General features: G+C 59.7%; 18 protein-coding genes. 3 read left to right on the top strand and 15 right to left on the bottom strand.

Going from position 1 to position 16,460, the window contains the following annotated elements; genetic code table 11:
- Window positions 1-23 precede the first annotated feature (23 nt).
- The 11 genes from lipB to FHK95_RS02455 all read right to left on the bottom strand — a co-directional run bounded on the left by lipB (window position 24) and on the right by FHK95_RS02455 (window position 9,884).
- Window positions 24-644: a lipoyl(octanoyl) transferase LipB gene (gene lipB, locus FHK95_RS02405; RefSeq protein WP_150303016.1), complete on the bottom strand. Its 621-nt coding sequence runs from the start codon at window positions 642-644 to the stop codon at window positions 24-26.
- Window positions 644-919: an HP0495 family protein gene (locus tag FHK95_RS02410; RefSeq protein ID WP_150303017.1), complete on the bottom strand. Its 276-nt coding sequence runs from the start codon at window positions 917-919 to the stop codon at window positions 644-646. The genes lipB and FHK95_RS02410 overlap by 1 nt, the downstream gene beginning before the upstream one ends.
- A gap of 14 nt (window positions 920-933) precedes the next feature.
- The gene (locus tag FHK95_RS02415) at window positions 934-2,070 is read right to left on the bottom strand and encodes a D-alanyl-D-alanine carboxypeptidase family protein (protein ID WP_150303285.1); all 1,137 of its coding nucleotides are present in this window, start codon (window positions 2,068-2,070) and stop codon (window positions 934-936) included.
- A 95-nt stretch (window positions 2,071-2,165) separates the two neighbouring features.
- Complete coding sequence (locus FHK95_RS02420; RefSeq protein WP_150303018.1) at window positions 2,166-3,038, bottom strand: septal ring lytic transglycosylase RlpA family protein; 873 nt, start codon at window positions 3,036-3,038, stop codon at window positions 2,166-2,168.
- Window positions 3,035-4,042 (bottom strand): lytic murein transglycosylase B, encoded by a 1,008-nt coding sequence (mltB, locus tag FHK95_RS02425; RefSeq protein ID WP_408003586.1) that lies wholly within the window; start codon window positions 4,040-4,042, stop codon window positions 3,035-3,037. The genes FHK95_RS02420 and mltB overlap by 4 nt, the downstream gene beginning before the upstream one ends.
- 32 nt (window positions 4,043-4,074) lie before the next feature.
- A complete protein-coding gene (rodA, locus tag FHK95_RS02430) occupies window positions 4,075-5,226 on the bottom strand; it encodes a rod shape-determining protein RodA (RefSeq protein WP_150303286.1) in 1,152 nt (383 codons plus the stop codon).
- A complete protein-coding gene (gene mrdA / locus FHK95_RS02435; protein WP_150303020.1) occupies window positions 5,226-7,097 on the bottom strand; it encodes a penicillin-binding protein 2 in 1,872 nt (623 codons plus the stop codon). The genes rodA and mrdA overlap by 1 nt, the downstream gene beginning before the upstream one ends.
- Before the next feature lie 3 nt (window positions 7,098-7,100).
- Window positions 7,101-7,568 carry a 23S rRNA (pseudouridine(1915)-N(3))-methyltransferase RlmH gene (gene rlmH / locus FHK95_RS02440; protein WP_150303021.1) on the bottom strand — a complete coding sequence of 156 codons (468 nt, stop codon included), beginning with the start codon at window positions 7,566-7,568 and terminating at the stop codon, window positions 7,101-7,103.
- Between the two features lie 6 nt (window positions 7,569-7,574).
- Window positions 7,575-7,940 (bottom strand): ribosome silencing factor, encoded by a 366-nt coding sequence (gene rsfS / locus FHK95_RS02445; RefSeq protein WP_150303022.1) that lies wholly within the window; start codon window positions 7,938-7,940, stop codon window positions 7,575-7,577.
- 17 nt (window positions 7,941-7,957) lie between these two features.
- Window positions 7,958-8,599 carry a nicotinate-nucleotide adenylyltransferase gene (gene nadD, locus FHK95_RS02450; protein ID WP_150303023.1) on the bottom strand — a complete coding sequence of 214 codons (642 nt, stop codon included), beginning with the start codon at window positions 8,597-8,599 and terminating at the stop codon, window positions 7,958-7,960.
- Between the two features lie 19 nt (window positions 8,600-8,618).
- Window positions 8,619-9,884: a glutamate-5-semialdehyde dehydrogenase gene (locus tag FHK95_RS02455; RefSeq protein WP_150303287.1), complete on the bottom strand. Its 1,266-nt coding sequence runs from the start codon at window positions 9,882-9,884 to the stop codon at window positions 8,619-8,621.
- 89 nt (window positions 9,885-9,973) lie between these two features.
- Here FHK95_RS02455 and FHK95_RS02460 point away from each other — a divergent pair, with 89 nt between their 5' ends.
- Together FHK95_RS02460 and FHK95_RS02465 are read left to right on the top strand one after the other, a co-directional pair.
- Window positions 9,974-10,687, top strand: coding sequence for a DNA-3-methyladenine glycosylase (locus FHK95_RS02460; RefSeq protein WP_150303024.1), 714 nt, complete (start codon window positions 9,974-9,976; stop codon window positions 10,685-10,687).
- Window positions 10,680-11,906 carry a DedA family protein gene (locus FHK95_RS02465; protein WP_178114687.1) on the top strand — a complete coding sequence of 409 codons (1,227 nt, stop codon included), beginning with the start codon at window positions 10,680-10,682 and terminating at the stop codon, window positions 11,904-11,906. Before FHK95_RS02460 ends, FHK95_RS02465 begins: the two co-directional genes overlap by 8 nt.
- A gap of 16 nt (window positions 11,907-11,922) precedes the next feature.
- On the opposite strand, the gene FHK95_RS02470 is transcribed toward FHK95_RS02465, so the two are convergent.
- On the bottom strand, window positions 11,923-12,918 hold the full coding sequence (locus FHK95_RS02470; RefSeq protein ID WP_150303026.1) for an alpha/beta fold hydrolase: 996 nt from the start codon (window positions 12,916-12,918) through the stop codon (window positions 11,923-11,925).
- A 103-nt stretch (window positions 12,919-13,021) separates the two neighbouring features.
- On the bottom strand, window positions 13,022-13,606 hold the full coding sequence (locus tag FHK95_RS02475) for an LON peptidase substrate-binding domain-containing protein (RefSeq protein WP_150303027.1): 585 nt from the start codon (window positions 13,604-13,606) through the stop codon (window positions 13,022-13,024).
- Between the two features lie 169 nt (window positions 13,607-13,775).
- Between FHK95_RS02475 and FHK95_RS02480 the strand changes: the two genes are divergently transcribed.
- On the top strand, window positions 13,776-14,231 hold the full coding sequence (locus FHK95_RS02480; RefSeq protein WP_150303028.1) for a MaoC family dehydratase: 456 nt from the start codon (window positions 13,776-13,778) through the stop codon (window positions 14,229-14,231).
- A gap of 45 nt (window positions 14,232-14,276) precedes the next feature.
- On the opposite strand, the gene FHK95_RS02485 is transcribed toward FHK95_RS02480, so the two are convergent.
- Window positions 14,277-14,882, bottom strand: a complete 606-nt coding sequence (locus tag FHK95_RS02485) for a flavin prenyltransferase UbiX (RefSeq protein ID WP_150303029.1) — start codon at window positions 14,880-14,882, stop codon at window positions 14,277-14,279.
- Window positions 14,875-16,236, bottom strand: coding sequence for a UDP-N-acetylmuramate:L-alanyl-gamma-D-glutamyl-meso-diaminopimelate ligase (gene mpl, locus FHK95_RS02490; protein ID WP_150303030.1), 1,362 nt, complete (start codon window positions 16,234-16,236; stop codon window positions 14,875-14,877). The genes FHK95_RS02485 and mpl overlap by 8 nt, the downstream gene beginning before the upstream one ends.
- Between the last annotated feature and the right edge of the window lie 224 nt (window positions 16,237-16,460).

The raw sequence follows: 16,460 nt of genomic DNA on the forward strand, positions 1-16,460 counted from the left end.
CCGGGCTACTACAGACACCCAGCTCAGGCGTAGCCGAGCTGCCTTTTCAGGTGACCGGTCAGATGTGTGGCGACTTCGGTCATGTCAGGAGCGCGATCGCTAACAAGCTCGCGCATCTGCGTCATCGCAAGACCTGCGTACCCGCAGGGATTGATCCGGCTGAACGGCTCCAGATCCATATCGACATTCAACGCAAGACCGTGGAAGGAGCAACCACGACGGATGCGCAGGCCCAGTGAGGCAATCTTGGCTCCATCCACGTACACGCCCGGTGCATCGGCACGCGGCGCGGCGCAGATCCCGTGGTCGGCGAGCATACCGACCAGGCTCTGCTCCATAACGGTAACCAGCTCCCGCACCCCCATCTTGAGGCGCCGAATATCAATCAGCAGATAAGCGACCAGTTGGCCCGGGCCATGATAGGTCACCTGCCCTCCTCGCTCGACGCTGACAACAGGGATATCCCCGGCAGCCAGCACATGCTCCGCCTTGCCAGCCTGCCCCTGAGTGAACACCGCAGGGTGCTGTAAAAGCCATATCTCGTCAGGTGTGTCAGCGCCGCGTTCAGCGGTGAAACGGCGCATGGCTTCAAGGGTGGGTAGATATTCAACCAACCCCAGTTCGCGGATAATCAGCTCCGGCATCAGAGGACCATCTGCACCCGACCGGACGCCTTGAGCTCAGCGTGCAGCGCTTCGAGCTGATCGGTTCCAGTCGCGATGATCACCACCCGGATCGATACAAATCGACCATTCTTGCTGTCACGCAGGTCGATCAAGTCACGATCGAAATCTGGTGCATGTCGCTCGACAATCTCGCTAACCAACTCGACAAAGCCATCCCCGGCACCGCCGATCACCTTGATCGGATACTGGCAGGGGAACTCGATACGGGGAGCATTGCTAGTCGTATCGCTCATGAGATGCCTCCTATTCAGTCAAACAACCCGTAGAAGAACAGCCGGATGTTATCCCACAGACGGCCAAAGATACCCGCCTGCTCTACGTCATTAAGTGCTACCAGAGGCGCGGAATGCACCACTTCGTCTCCGTCGCGCACCTCTACTTGTCCCAGCACGTCGCCCGTAGCAATAGGCGCCTTGATGCGGCTGTTCATGGCAATGCTTGCTTCAAGCTTGTCGAGCTGACCCTTGGGCAGCGTCAGCACCAGGCCTTCGCTCAGACCGACATCGACTGCATCCTGCTGACCGGCCCAGACACGCGCCTGGGACAGTACTTCACCCGTTTCATAGAAGGTACGGGTCTCGAAGAAACGAAAACCCCAGGTCAACAGCTTCTGGGTTTCTGCTGCGCGCGAGGCTTCGCTGCTGGTGCCCATCACAACAGAAATCAGACGCATATCGTCACGCTTGGCCGAGGCGACCAGGCAATAACCGGCCTCTTCGGTGTGACCGGTCTTCAGGCCATCCACCGTACTGTCACGCCACAACATGAGATTGCGGTTGGGCTGTTTGATGCCTTGCCACAGGAATTCCTTTTCCTTGTAGATGCCGTAGTGCTTGGGGTCGTCGCGAATAATTGCCTTGGCCAGGATCGCCAGATCTCTTGCACTGGATACATGACCCTCAGCTGGCCAGCCGGTGGAGTTCTCGAAATTGGTTTGCGTCATGCCCAGACGCTGGGCATGGGCATTCATCAGATCGGCGAAGGCTTCTTCACTACCGGCGATGTGCTCGGCCAGCGCGATACTGGCATCGTTGCCGGACTGGATGATGATTCCGCGTAGCAGATCGATAACCCGAACCTGGGTACCGACTTCGATGAACATCTTGGAGCCGCCCTTGCGCCAGGCCTTTTCGCTGACCAGAACCATATCCTCTTCCTTGATCTGGCCGCGCAGGATCTCAAGGCTGGCAATGTAGCTGGTCATCATCTTGGTCAGGCTGGCGGGCGGCAGCGCCTCGTCCGCATTGTGTTCGATCAGCACTTCTCCGCTGGTGGCATCCACCAGCAGATAACTGCTTGCAGCCAGCGTCGGTGCCGTCGGCACTATCGGCATCGAGGCGGCAGCCGGTCCCGGAACGGGCGTGGGTGTCGGGGTCTGCGCCATGGCGACACAGGAAGCGAGTGCAGTGCTGGTAATCAGCAGCGTTTGAATGAATTTTTTAAGCATGATACTCACGTTGGTATAGGTACTGGACGAACTTATTTGTTGGATGTAACCAGGGTGGCGCTGCCGAGATTCGCCAGACGCAGCGTCTCGATCAGCCGCTGCGCCTCGTCATGATCGGCTACTGGGCCAAGACGTACCCGATGAAATGTGCCGTTGGCTTGCTGCACCGGCATCACAAAGACCGTCGCATTGACCGCACTCTGCAATTGGTTGCGCAGCTGTTCGGCCGCCTGGCTTGATGCAAAAGCGCCCACCTGCAGATACACCTGCCCGCTTGGTTCAGACGCTAGCGTCTCCACCGGTGGATTCTTTTTGACCAGATAACCGGGGTTGTTCTGTTGCTGCCAGGCCACCGGATCAATACCCTCGACCAGAACTTGTGCCGTACCCTTCTCGGCGAAACCCAGTTTCCTGGCGGCCGCATAGGACAGGTCAATGATCCTGTTCGAATAGAAGGGGCCGCGGTCGTTAACGCGCACGATAACGGTGCGCTGGTTCTCCAGGTTGGTCACCCTGACATAGGTCGGCAACGGCAGAGTCTTGTGCGCGGCGGTCATGCCGTACAGATCGTAATCTTCACCGTTCGCCGTGTGCTGACCGTGAAACTTGGTCCCGTACCAGGATGCCGGGCCGGTCTCGCGGTAGCTGTGCCCGTTCTGCATTGGTGTGTAATGCTTGCCGAGTACCTTATAGGGCGACGCCTTGTAGCGGCCGGTATGCGGCGTCGGTACTGCGTCGGGGATGGTCGACACATCCACAATATGCGTCGGCGCGCCATCGTGCAGCGGTCGCAATAGTGGCTTGCTCACCGAACCCTGACCGGGTTGCGGGGCGGATGAACAGCCCACAAGCCATGCCAGCAGCAGCGACATGCCTGCGACCCGCATGTGCATCAACGCGCTCATTGATCCTTGGCCTCACGTATCAGGTCAGCTAACTGGTGCACGACCATTGCATACATCACACTGCGGTTATAACGCGTGATGACGTGCAGGTTGTGCAGCCCAATCCAGTACTCCATTTTCCCATCCGCGTCGAACTCGAAGGCCATCACCTCGTCTTCGTCCGCCAGCTCGTGCTGGATATCCCAGCCAAGCGCCTTGAGCTCAGCCACGGTGCGTCTCGCTTCAAGACCTTCTTCAATGGTCAGGCCCTCGCGAAACTGGTCACCCGTCACGGTGGCAGGTACCGCCACGGTAGCTCCGTGCCGCCACTTGTGCTCAGCGAAGTAATTCGCGGCGCTGCCAATGGCATCGACCTGATTATTCCAGATATCAACCTGCCCATCACCATCGAAGTCCACGGCGAAGGCCTGATAACTGCTGGGGATGAACTGGGGGAAACCCATCGCTCCTGCATAGGAGCCAGTCAGAGTAAGCGGGTCGACCTGCTGTTCACGGGTCAGGACCAGGTAGGATTTCAACTGGCGACGGAAGAAATCAGCGCGCGGTGGGTAATCGAAACCGAGCGTGGTGAGCGCATCGATGACCCGATGGCTGCCCTTGTTACCGCCGTAGAAGGTCTCCACGCCGATGATCGCAATAATCACTTCAGCTTCAACGCCGAATTCCTGCTCGGCGCGACTCAATGCCTCTGCATTGCGCTCCCAGAACTCAACGCCACCAGCGATCCGCTTGTCGGTAATGAATATCTTGCGGTACTCATGCCACGGCCGGACGCGCTCAGCCGGTCGCGAAATAGCGTCGATAATGCTTTGTTTGCGTTCCGCCTGCGCCAACAGCCTGGTCACGTATTGCGCGGGAAAGCCATGCTCTGCCTGCATTTCAGCAACGAAGGGCGCAACCGCAACATGCTCTTCGCCATAATCGGCGGCCACCAGGCAAGGGCTGAATCCGGCCAACACCAGGGCCGCAGTCTGCTGCCGTGACCATCCCGTCAAATTGTTTATCATGCAGAATCCTGACTCCCGGAACAGCTTGATCATCTTCCCTGTGCCATCCATTTATGGTGCGTATGGATCGACATCAGGATGCCAAAACCCGCCAACAAGGTTACCAGCGAGGTGCCGCCGTAACTTATCAGCGGCAAGGGTACGCCGACCACCGGCAACAGGCCACTCACCATCCCTATATTGACGAAAACATATACAAAAAATGTCAGTGTGACACTGCCCGCAAGCAGCTTGGAAAAGTTGTCATGCGCGTGCTGCGCAATGTACAGACCGCGCAATACGATCAACAGATACACTACCAGCAGCAGGCATACTCCGACCATGCCGAACTCCTCTGCCAGCGCGGCAATGATGAAGTCAGTGTGGCCCTCTGGCAGGAAGTCCAGATGTGACTGGGTACCCTGTAACCACCCCTTGCCCAGCACGCCTCCGGAGCCGATAGCCGCCTTCGACTGGATGATATTCCAGCCAGCGCCCAGCGGGTCGCTTTCCGGATTGAGGAAGGTCAGCACGCGTCGCTTTTGATACTCATGCATGACGAAGAACCACATGCCTGTTGCAGCGGGAGCCAGCAACACCGCCGCGCCCAGGATATAACGCCAGCGCAGACCGGCAAGCAGCAGTGCAAACAGGCCGGAGCACGCGATCAACAATGAGGTTCCCAGGTCCGGCTGCTTCAGGATCAACAGCACGGGCAGCCCGATAATCAGCAAACTGAAGCAGACATACTTGAAGTTCGGTGGCAGATCACGCCTGGCCAGATACCAGGCAACGCTCATGGGCATGATCAACTTCATGATTTCCGATGGCTGAAAGCGCATCAATCCGGGGATGCTCAACCAGCGTTGCGCACCCTTGGCCTCTACCCCAATCAGCGGCACTGCAATCAGCAAGATGACCGCACCAATATACGCAAAGGGTACCCAGCGCTGCATGAAGCGCGGCTGGAACTGGGCGATCACTATCATCACCGCTATGCCTACCGCATAAGCCGCGCCCTGCCGATACATCATGGCCATACTCATACTGCTGGCGGAGTACAGGACGAAGCCAGCAACCGCAGCAAGCGTCAGCACCAGCAGCATCAGCCATGGATCAATGTGCAGCCGGTGCCACAGCGGCTCGCGACGCTGCAATCCCTTTTCACCGCCGGTGAGTGCGCGGGTACTGGCCCAGGACATCATGGTTGCGCCTCAGCGGTCACTTCCGCGGCGTCCGTATCCACCGGCACCAACCAGGCATCGAACAACTGACGGGCCACCGGCGCAGCGACGCGGCCGCCCGACTCACCATTTTCCACCATCACTGCTACCGCGATTCGCGGTGCATCCGCCGGCGCGAAACCCACATACAAAGCGTGATCACGGTGCCGCTCAGCCAGGCTGGCAGAATCGTACCGCTCGCCCTGGGCGATGGCCACGACCTGCGCCGTTCCGGTTTTCCCGGCGATACGATATGGCGCACCGAGCGCTGCCGCCCGCGAGGTACCATGGGGTGCATGCATAACGTCTTCCAGTGCGTCGGTAATGAAGGTCCAATCGTCTGGATTCTTCAATTCAATGTTGTCCGGGGTACCTGATTCGTCGGGAGGCATCCCTTCAGCGTGCATCATCAACCGCGGCCGACGCCACACACCCCGATTAGCAATCAGTGCGGTGGAGTGGGCCAGCTGCAAGGGCGTTGTGAGCATATAGCCTTGACCAATGCCGGTGATCACGGTTTCACCCGGATACCAGGGTTGGCGGCGTGCAGCCCGCTTCCATTCACGGGACGGCATCAGCCCTGCGGCCTCTTCAAACATATCCAGCGACACGCGGGTACCCAATCCGAACTTGGTCAGGTATTCGTGCATGCGGTCGATGCCCAGCTTGTGCGCCAGGTCATAGAAATAGGTGTCATTGGAACGGGCGATCGCTCGGCGCATGTCCACCCAGCCGTCGCCGCCGCGGTTCCAGTTACGGTATTTGTGACTGTGATTGGGCAACTGGAAAAACCCGGGATCAAAGACCCGGTTGTTCCGTCCTACCGTCCCGGTGTCCAGGCCAGCAAGAGCAATCAGCTGCTTGATGGTCGAGCCCGGCGGGTAGAGCCCACGCAGGACGCGGTTGAACAGCGGCTGATCGAGTGAGTCTCTCAGCGCACCGTAGTCGGCGTAGCTTATACCGGTCACGAACAGATTTGGATCAAAGCCCGGCTGACTGACATAAGCCAGCACCCCGCCGGTCTCCGGCTCAATGGCAATAACCGCGCCCCGCCGCTTCCCGAGTGCCTGCTCTGCAACGGCCTGCAGCCGGCTATCGAGATGCAGCGTCAAATCCCTGCCAGGCACCGGGTCGGTACGGTCAAGTACGCGCAGCACGCGACCTCGGGCGTTGGTCTCGACTTCCTCGTAACCCACTGTGCCGTGCAACAATTCCTCGTAAAAATGCTCAATACCGGTCTTGCCGATATAGTGCGTGCCGGCGTAGGCAACGTGGTCGATACGTTGCATTTCCTTTTCATTGATCCGCCCGACATAGCCCACCGCATGGGCGAAATGCTCACCTAGAGGATAGTGTCGAACGAAGCTGGCCTGAACTTCAACGCCGGGCAGACGGAAACGATTGACCCCAATGCGCGCGATCTGCTCGTCATCCAGCTCAAACATGACCGGGACCGATTCAAAGGGCCTGCGCGATTGCAGTAGGCGCCGTTTTGCGCGCTCGATCTCCTCATCCTCGAGTGCCAGCAGTGATTTCAGCAACTCGAAGGTGGCTGGCACGTCCGGCGTGCGCTCGCGGGTGATATTCAGACTGAAACTGGGGCGATTTTCCGCCAGCACGACACCGTTGCGATCGTAAATTCTGCCACGGGAGGGTGGGATCGGCTGGACATGGACCCGATTGTTCTCAGACAGCGTGGAGTGATGCTCGAACTGGATCACCTGCAGGTAATACATCCGCGCGACCAGCGCCAGCAACAGCAGAAAAACCACCGCCGCAGCCATAAGCAGACGCTGGCGAACGATGCCCGCATCCTTGCTATGGTCCTTGAGGTGAATCGGTTTGGCCATGTGTCACTTATGGTAAGGGTGGCGGTTCAAGACGGTCCAGGCGCGATAGATCTGTTCAGCCAGCAGTATGCGCACAAGCGGATGCGGGAGCGTCAAGGCCGAAAGCGACCAGCGCTGCTCGCTCCGGGCCGCCACTTCATCAGCCAGACCCTCCGGCCCGCCCACCATCAGATTGACATTGCGCGCTTCGAGGCGCCAGCGTTCGAGCTGCTCGGCGAGCTGCTCGGTGGACCAGTTCTTCCCCGTCACTTCAAGCGTGACAATGCGATCGCCTGGCTGAGTCGCAGCCAGCATCTGCTCGCCCTCGCGGCGGATCAATCTGGCGACGTCGGCATTCTTCCCCCTGGTAGACAGGGGGATTTCCACCAGATCCAGCGGCAAGTCGGCAGGCATGCGCTTAGCGTATTCCTGGTATCCCTCCTCCACCCAGCGCGGCATGCGTGACGCCACGCTGATCAAGCGTATACGCAACCCGTTTTACTCTGGATCGGCAGCGGCCTGTTGTTGCGCGCGGCGCGACTCGGCGCTCTGCCACAGACGTTCGAGGTCATAGAACTCGCGAGTCGCCGGCTGCATGACGTGAACAATGATGTCGCCGAGATCGACCAGCACCCATTCACCGGAATCCTTGCCTTCGACGCCCAATGGACGGCAGCCGGCTGCCTTCGCCTTCTCCACGACGTTGTCGCTCAGCGAGCTGACATGCCGGTTGGAGGTGCCGCTGGCGATGATCATGAAATCAGTCACACTGGTGAGCTCACGCACGTCGATGCGTACCACATCCTTGGCCTTGAGCTCATCCAATGCACTTTCTACTACCTGGACCAGGTCATCAATCTGCATGCGGGGGTAAATCCTCATTAAGTGGGCTGGTATAGCCCATTGGTTTCAATATAGCCAAGCACGGAGCCCGGTAACAGGAAGCGTGGAGAGCGGTTTTCAGCAATCAGGCCGCGGATATGCGAAGCAGAAATCGCCAGGGGGGTCTGGGTCAAGCCGACAATCTGTCCATGGCAGGCAGTGGCCTCGGAGGCATCGTTAACACTGCGCCCGGCCATCAGATCCTTGAGCACCTCAGGCGCGTCGAGATCGTAGTCGGGGCGTTGCAATACCACAATACTGGCCAGCTCAAGCAATTCTGTCCAACGATGCCAGCTCGGCAGCCCACAGAACGCATCCCAGCCCACCACCATGAACAGCGCCACGTCATCGCCCAGCTCGGTGCGCAGTGATTCAAGGGTGTCCACTGTATAGGAGGGGCGCTCGCGGCGCAGCTCTCTATCGTCAACCACCAGTCCATCAGCATGCTGCACCGCCAGGCGGGCCATTTCCAGGCGCTGTTGCGCCGTGGCGCCAGGTACCTCACGGTGCGGCGGACGGGCACTGGGGATCAGACGCAGTTCATCCAGCCCCAACCACTCGTGGACCTCAAGCGCACTGCGCAGATGACCATTGTGAATCGGATCGAAGGTACCGCCGAATAGACCGATACGCCGGCTCATGTAGCAGTTCCCATAGGGATCACTGGCGAATATGCCCGTCGCCGAATACCACGTACTTTTCGCTGGTCAGTCCTTCCAGACCCACAGGCCCGCGGGCATGGATCTTGTCGGTGGATATGCCGATCTCGGCACCGAGACCATACTCGAATCCGTCAGCAAACCGTGTCGAGGCATTGATCATCACCGAGCTGGAATCCACCTCAGCAAGAAAACGCCGGGCCCGGGTGTAATCCTCCGAGACCATCGCATCGGTGTGCTGCGAGCTGTAGGTGTTGATGTGTTCAATCGCTGCATCCATATCCTCGACCACCCGTATCGACAGGATCGGCGCCAGATATTCAGTGCTCCAGTCTTCTTCGCTGGCGGGCACGGCACTTGTAACAATCGCACAGGTCACAGCACAGCCACGCAGCTCGACGTTCTTTTCGGCGTAACGCTGGGCGATACGCGGTAAAAAGGATTCTGCAATGGATTGGTGTACCAGCAGGGTTTCCATCGCATTGCACACGCCGTAGCGGTGCGTCTTGGCATTCAGGGCGATGGCTTCAGCCTTGTCCAGATCCGCCTTGTCATCGACATACACGTGACAGATACCGTCCAGATGTTTGATCACCGGAACGCGCGCATCGCGGCTGATCCGCTCGATCAGACCTTTGCCGCCACGCGGCACGATGACATCGACGAATTCCGGCATGGTGATCAGCGCGCCCACCGCAGCACGGTCAGTGGTTTCAACGACCTGCACGACCTCCTGGGGCAAGCCGGCGCTGGCCAGCCCGCGGCGTATGCAGCGTGCGATCGCCTGATTGGAGTGAATCGACTCGGAGCCGCCACGCAGGATGCAGGCATTGCCGGATTTGAGACACAGGCTCGCCGCTTCGACCGTCACATTGGGACGCGATTCATAAATGATGCCAATCACACCCAGCGGCACGCGCATGCGGCCCACCTGGATGCCCGAGGGCAGGAACTTCATGTCGCGAATGGCGCCAATCGGATCCGGCAGACCAGCGACCTGGCGCAGGCCCTCGACCATCGACTCAAGCCCCTGCGGCGTCAGCGCCAGACGGTCGAGCATGGCATCATCCAGACCGTTCTCGCGTCCGGCCTGCACATCAAGCGCGTTCGCTTCGATCAGCTCGGCACGGGCATCGGTGATGGCGTCGGCCATGGCCAGCAATGCCTGGTTCTTGACAGCCGTGCTGGCCCGGGCGATAACACGTGAAGCCTGGCGGGCCTGACCACCCAGCCCGGTCATGTATTCGGTTACCTGCTCTGTATTCATGCCCATACTGAAATGCCTGCCGGAACAAAAGCCGCATTATAGCGGTCCGCCAGGGTGCTGGACAGGGCGAACCTGCTATGATCTCGGATATGTCAGCTACTGATCTTCCCTGGCCCTCTGCCCGACCGTTGGCAGACAGTTTTTTCCATCGCGAATCTCGGCAGGTGGCTGTCGAGTTGCTCGGCAAAGTCATCCGTCACAAGGTGGACGGGCTCTGGCTGTCCGCGCGCATCATCGAGACGGAAGCCTACAAGCTTGAAGACAAGGGCAGCCACGCCTCCCTTGGCTACACCCACACCCGACGAGCACTGTTCATGGACGGTGGCACCATCTACATGTATTACGCTCGCGGTGGCGACTCACTGAATATAAGCGCCGCCGGTCCCGGCAACGCGGTCCTGATCAAGTCAGCGTATCCGGTTACCGACGCCATCAGCGGCCCGGAAAGTCTCGCCTTGATGCACAGACTCAATCCCGCGCGAAATGGTGAGCAACGTCCGCTGGAAAAACTTTGCGCCGGACAAACTCTGCTGTGCAAGGCGCTGAGACTGAAAGTACCGGAGTGGACGGCGCAGCAGTTCGATACCTCACGTTTCTTCGTTGACGATGACGACTACCGGCCCGCCGAGATCATTCAGACCACCCGCCTGGGTATTCCGACCGGACGCGATGAACACCTGCTGTACCGCTTTGTCGACGCCGACTATGCGCGGCACTGCACCCGTAACCCACTTGGCCGCACCCGTCTGGAGGGTGAGCACTACCACTATCTCGGAAGCGCCGGAGTCTGCAAACTTGATTGAGGCGTTGATGGCCTGGCTCAGCACGCACTCACAATGGCTGGGCTTGGCTATTTTCCTGATTGCTCTGGTTGAGTCCCTCGCCATCGCAGGCCTGCTGGTACCGGGGGTCGTATTGATGCTCGCCGCCACTGCCATGGCCGGGGGTGGGGATCTAAGCGTGTCCGTTGCCCTCGCCTGGGCATTTGCCGGCGCGGTGATTGGCGATCTGCTGAGCTTCGCGCTGGGCCGGGTGTTTCACCAGGACATCCGCCGGCTGTCACTATTCCGCCGTCACCCCCAATGGATCGATCGCGGCGAGCGCTTCTTCCGCCACTATGGCGTCCTCAGTATCCTGATAGGCCGCTTTGTCGGACCGATACGCCCGATCATTCCGATGGTCGCCGGCATGTTCGACATGCCCGTGTGGCGCTTCGTGCTGGTCAATCTGTTGTCCGCCCTCGCCTGGGCGCCGGCCTACGTCCTGCCCGGATTCTATGCCGGGCGCGCCCTGCGCTGGCCGGTACCCGAATTCTTCTGGGCCCAGGCACTGGGTCTGCTTGCAGCGCTGGCGGTGCTTGGGCTCGTGCTGCTGACCCTGCTGCGTCTTCAGGAGCGCTGGTCGCCTTTCGCCGCCGGGGCACTGACCCTGATCAGCGTCCCGCTGCTGCACTTCGCCCGCCCCTGGTTTGCGATAGCAGAGCTCACTGCGACCACCTGGCTCGCCGGCTACGCCGCCAGCGTCGAAGCCCTCACGGCATCGGTCACAACGCTGATCTCACCTGTCTATCCCGCGCTGCTAGGCATGCTGATCGTCATCCCGCTGGTGCTATTACGGCACTGGCGGCAGCTCGCCTATTGTCTGTTGAGCATGGTTATCTGCATCGCCTTCGCCTGGCTGCCCGGCTTGACCTATGAAGGCATGATCCTGTCGAGCGCGCTTACCCTGAGCATGGCGGTAACGATCATTTGCAACCGCGACCAGAGCTTCTGGCACCGGGCCGCCTGGCTGATCTATCTGGTACCTATGTGCGCACTGCTGATCGGCTCGGCGCTGATAAGCCTGACAACGTCGCCATTGATCGCTCTGGATGCGCTACTGCTGGCCGGCGCAGCAAGCCAGTTCGGTCTGTGGCTAGTGGATCGGGGGGCGATAATGGGCGCCCCGCAGATTGCCCTGCGATACCTGCTCCCCCTCAGTCCGCTGATTGCCTTCCTACTGTTGCTGACCGGCCCGCTCTAGCCTTGCGCAGTGTGCACTAGCTGCGATCAGCGGCCTTCTCGGTCGCCAGATCAATCGCGGCCATCACCTGCTGCGGCTCGACATGGTGTGGCATGTGCCCAACTCCCGGAATCACCCAGTAATCCGAGTCGGGCAGCTCCGCATGCAGACGCGCCGAATGATCCTCTGGATTGAGCACACGATCACCGTCCCCGGAAAGGATCACGCAGGGTGGTTCGAGGTCAGCATAGCGGCCATGCAGACTATCCGTGGCAGGATTGAGTAACGCAAACTCCTCAGCTGCTGTACGCAGTGGTAATGGACGCAAACTCAGCCACACCGGAAATTGTCTGAAGTGCGCCGGCACTGGGCCCGGGGCAAAGATATTCTTCAGGCCCAACCCCCAGACAGAGCGCACCAGCCACGGCGACAAGGTATAACGCAAGAGATCGCCCAGCAGCGGAACGCCGGTGATTTTGGTCAGGGCAATCTCCGGCCGGCGTGTCGGATACAAATAGCCACTCATCAGCACCAGGCCTTTCATTGATTGGGGGAATTCCAGCCCCAGCGCTAGCGCGACTAGCGCGCCCCAGGAATGTCCCAATACGATTGGCTGGTCTATATCCAGTTGGCGAAACGCCTGCTCAAACAGCGCAGCCTGTGTGACGGGACCCCATACGGTGGAACGTGGCCGCTCGCTGTAACCGTAGCCGGGGCGATCAAAGATGATGACCCGATACCGCTCGGCGGCCATCTGCACCAGGGGGCTGAGTAGAAAATCGGCAGTCATGCTGGCCGCACCATGCAGCAACACCAAGGGCTCGCCCGAGCCCCGCTCGACATAATGCAGCCGCACACCTTCGACCTCGACGAACTGTCCGGCCGGCGGGTTTTCCTCTTCGGCACGCATCGTTCGATAACGCGCCGCCGCTGCCGAGGCAGCAAGCGCAGCGGTAACCAGCGCAAGGGTTGAGGCAGTGGAGCTGCCATGGTGATCGCAGGGTCGATCGGAAACAGGCTTTCGAGTAGTCATATCCAGCCTCGCTCAGGGGCAAAGTGCTTTAGACAGCCCCTGCGCTGGCGGTTCGTGTTGGCGGCGAATATCGACAACTCAGCGTGCAGAAAGACAGGAGCAATCAAGACTGCAGAGCCTGCAACCAGTCGGTTATCTGCTCCAGCCGCGCAGCTGGTGAACCCATCGCCAACAGCGCCGCCTTCTGATCAATACTGAAAGGGAGCAGGTAGGCCAGCTGGTAAGCCAGCGCCTGCTGACTGTGCTCTACCGATGGCAACCCCAGGCCAGCTGCCATAGGGTGCTGCAGCAGGCTGTCGCGCAGCGCCAGCAGGTCGGCATGCTCGTCTGTTGGCGCCATGTCCGGAGACTCCTCCAGCCAGTCGATACCACCGGTGACCAGGCCATCATTGGCGACTCCGACGTCCCGGATCTTGCCGCGCCGATGGCCCTGGATCCGGATGCCGAGCAAGCCGTTATCCTGTTGCTGCCAATCAATTATGCGCGCCTCACAGCCCAGAGAAGTGAATCTCAAGTTGCCCGACCCGGTCTCAGGGCCGGACTCAAGCCCGACGACAACAAAGCCGCGATCCTGTTTGAAGCAGCGACTGATCATATCCAGATAGCGTGCCTCGAATATCTGCAGATCCATGATGCAGGATGGCAACAGCACGCTTTTCAAAGGAAACAGGGCAAAGTGATCTGACATTCCAGCCTCTCGGTTAAGCGTCTCTAGTCTCAGGATAGCGAAGCACGGCGGTCAGGTCATTCAGCAAACCTATATACCAGGTCGCTCGATTGACCGGACCACACACAGTTGCAACCATGCAGTACGACTCCGCAGGGAGACCACAACAATCGCCGCCATGGAGAACGCTATGACCGCCGTACCCGTATCCGAGTTAACATCCTACATTGGAAAAGATCTGGGCCATTCCGAGTGGCTGCAGATCGATCAGGAACGCGTGAACCAGTTTGCCGAATGCACCGGGGATCATCAGTTCATCCACATTGACGAAGAAAAAGCCAAACAGACGCCCTTCGGCGGCACCATTGCGCACGGCTTCCTGTCACTTTCACTGCTGCCGGTTCTGTCAGCCGAGATCGCTCTACGGCCTGAAGGCCTGAAAATGGCCGTCAACTATGGTCTCGACAGCCTGCGGTTTATCCAGCCGGTACGGGTTGGCTCGCGCGTGCGGCTGCACAGCGAAGTGCTGGACGTCACCGAGAAGAAACCCGGTCAGTGGCTGGTAAAAGCGCGCTCGACGCTGGAGATCGAAGGGGTCGACAAGCCGGCCTTCATCGCCGAAGGCCTGAGCCTGTATTTCGTCTAGGTAGCGCGCCGGGTCACATCAGGCCCGGCATCCTTTTCGACGCCCTCATTCGCCCCAGGCGGGCAGCAAATCCTGATCGATACCCAGCTGATTGAGTATGCGCGCCACGACAAAATCCACCATGTCGTTCACCGACTGCGGTTTGTGATAGAAGCCGGGGCTGGCCGGTAAAATCACCGCCCCCATCTGGCTCAGCTTGAGCATGTTCTCCAGATGCACCGTTGAATAAGGCGACTCACGCGGCACCAGAATCAGCTTGCGACGCTCCTTGAGCGCGACATCTGCAGCACGTTCTATCAGGTTGTTACTGGCGCCGGTGGCAATCGCTGACAGCGTGCCGGTCGAACAGGGACACACCACCATCGAAGCCGGCGCCCCCGAGCCTGAGGCAACCGGAGCCATCCAGTCCTGTTTGCCATAGACGCGGATCTGCCCTGGCCGAGCGGTACAGTATTCGGTCAGAAAGGCTTCCAGCGCCTGCGGTTTGGGCGGCAATTGCAGCTCGGTTTCAGTGGCGACCACCAGCTGAGCCGCCTGAGAAATCAGAAAGGATACATCCACCTCTGCCCGGACCAGACATTCCAGCAACCGCAGCGCGTATTGCGAACCGGAGGCGCCGGTCACCGCCAGCGTAACGCGCCTATTATCCATGCCGCGCCACCAAGGCTGTCGCCAAGCGTTGATGGATACCGGCAAAGCCGCCGTTACTCATGACCACCACCCGGGCCCCAGGTCTGGCGTTGGTAACGATCTTATCGATGATGCGCTCGATGCTGGTTTCCACCTGTGCCGGCACCGGACTTTCTTCAACTACAGCGTCCAGCGACCAATCGAGCCCTTCGGGCTGATACCAGATCACTTCACTGGCCTGCGACACGCTGGCGGGTAACGCAGCCATGTGACTGCCGAGGCGCATGGTATTGGAACGTGGTTCGATCACTGCAATCAGTTGCGCGTCGCCGATTTGCGCGCGCAGCCCCGCCAAGGTCGTGGCGATGGCGGTCGGGTGATGCGCGAAATCGTCATACAGAACGATATCATTCACCTCGAGCAGTTTTTCCATGCGCCGCTTGGCGCTGCGAAATTCAGCTAACGAGGCGATCGCCTGTTGCGGCGTCACACCCACGTGTCGCGCGGCAGCCATGGCAGTCAATGCATTGGCGACACTGTGGTCCCCGGTTTGCGACCAGTTGGCGACACCCTGCAATACCCCGTCAAGCCAAACCTCAAATTGTGACCCGTCGGCCGATAGCAGTCTGGCCTGCCAGTTGCCGCCCTCACCGGTGGTTTGCGTCGGCGTCCAGCAGCCCATCTGGATGACCCGTTGCAATGCGGCTTCGCCATGGGGATAAATAATCAACCCGCTCGCCGGAATCGTTCGCACCAGATGGTGGAACTGCCGCTCGATCGCCGCCAGGTCCGCGAAGATATCCGCGTGGTCGAACTCCAGATTGTTCAGAATCGCCGTGCGGGGCCGGTAATGCACGAACTTGGAGCGCTTGTCGAAGAAGGCGCTGTCGTACTCGTCCGCTTCCACGACAAAAAAGGGCGTATCACCAAGTCGCGCGGACACACCGAAATTCTGCGGCACCCCACCAATCAGGAACCCCGGCGCCATGCCGGCGTCTTCCAGTATCCAGGCGAGCAAACTGGAGGTAGTGGTTTTGCCATGGGTGCCGGCGACTGCCAGTACCCAGCGATCCTGAAGCACGTGCCGCGCCAGCCATTCCGGGCCGGATACATAGGGCAGTCCCTTGTCCAACACATGCTCGACGGCGGGGTTGCCGCGGGATAATGCGTTACCAATTATGACCAGGTCAGGCGCGGGCTCGAGATGCTCGGGCAGATAGCCCTCCATGAGGCGGATGCCCTGGGTCTCAAGCTGGGTACTCATCGGCGGGTAGACGTTGGCATCGCTGCCGCTCACCTGATGCCCAAGCTCCCGCGCAAGCAGGGCCAGCGACCCCATGAAAGTGCCGCAAATACCAAGAATATGCAGGTGCATCGTCTATCCAGAATCAGGTTGCCAAAGAGGTGGAGGTGCGCTGCTGAGAATACTATCACGCACACCCATGCAACCTTACAGCCCGCCGGAGGTCCATGCAAAGCGTGCGGCTTTGCGCTATTATCGCCGCCATTTTGCCGTAGGCAGTACCTCCGCTGAACGCGGCGCCCGCCGGGCGTTGCAGGGAGAGCCTATCTGCACCAGGCCATCAGCTTTCAAAACAT

It is taken from the genome of Pseudomonas saliphila, assembly GCF_008638345.1.
Taxonomy (GTDB): domain Bacteria; phylum Pseudomonadota; class Gammaproteobacteria; order Pseudomonadales; family Pseudomonadaceae; genus Halopseudomonas; species Halopseudomonas saliphila.

Excerpts from the sequence above, each read along its gene's own strand:
- lipB (WP_150303016.1), bottom strand. The coding sequence starts at position 644 with ATGCCGGAGCTGATTATCCGCGAACTGGGGTTGGTTGAATATCTACCC.
- FHK95_RS02410 (WP_150303017.1), bottom strand. The coding sequence starts at position 919 with ATGAGCGATACGACTAGCAATGCTCCCCGTATCGAGTTCCCCTGCCAG.
- FHK95_RS02415 (WP_150303285.1), bottom strand. The coding sequence starts at position 2,070 with ATGGCGCAGACCCCGACACCCACGCCCGTTCCGGGACCGGCTGCCGCC.
- FHK95_RS02420 (WP_150303018.1), bottom strand. The coding sequence starts at position 3,038 with ATGAGCGCGTTGATGCACATGCGGGTCGCAGGCATGTCGCTGCTGCTG.
- rodA (WP_150303286.1), bottom strand. The coding sequence starts at position 5,226 with ATGTCCTGGGCCAGTACCCGCGCACTCACCGGCGGTGAAAAGGGATTG.
- mrdA (WP_150303020.1), bottom strand. The coding sequence starts at position 7,097 with ATGGCCAAACCGATTCACCTCAAGGACCATAGCAAGGATGCGGGCATC.
- rsfS (WP_150303022.1), bottom strand. The coding sequence starts at position 7,940 with ATGCAGATTGATGACCTGGTCCAGGTAGTAGAAAGTGCATTGGATGAG.
- nadD (WP_150303023.1), bottom strand. The coding sequence starts at position 8,599 with ATGAGCCGGCGTATCGGTCTATTCGGCGGTACCTTCGATCCGATTCAC.
- FHK95_RS02455 (WP_150303287.1), bottom strand. The coding sequence starts at position 9,884 with ATGAATACAGAGCAGGTAACCGAATACATGACCGGGCTGGGTGGTCAG.
- FHK95_RS02460 (WP_150303024.1), top strand. The coding sequence starts at position 9,974 with ATGTCAGCTACTGATCTTCCCTGGCCCTCTGCCCGACCGTTGGCAGAC.
- FHK95_RS02470 (WP_150303026.1), bottom strand. The coding sequence starts at position 12,918 with ATGACTACTCGAAAGCCTGTTTCCGATCGACCCTGCGATCACCATGGC.
- FHK95_RS02475 (WP_150303027.1), bottom strand. The coding sequence starts at position 13,606 with ATGTCAGATCACTTTGCCCTGTTTCCTTTGAAAAGCGTGCTGTTGCCA.
- FHK95_RS02480 (WP_150303028.1), top strand. The coding sequence starts at position 13,776 with ATGACCGCCGTACCCGTATCCGAGTTAACATCCTACATTGGAAAAGAT.
- FHK95_RS02485 (WP_150303029.1), bottom strand. The coding sequence starts at position 14,882 with ATGGATAATAGGCGCGTTACGCTGGCGGTGACCGGCGCCTCCGGTTCG.
- mpl (WP_150303030.1), bottom strand. The coding sequence starts at position 16,236 with ATGCACCTGCATATTCTTGGTATTTGCGGCACTTTCATGGGGTCGCTG.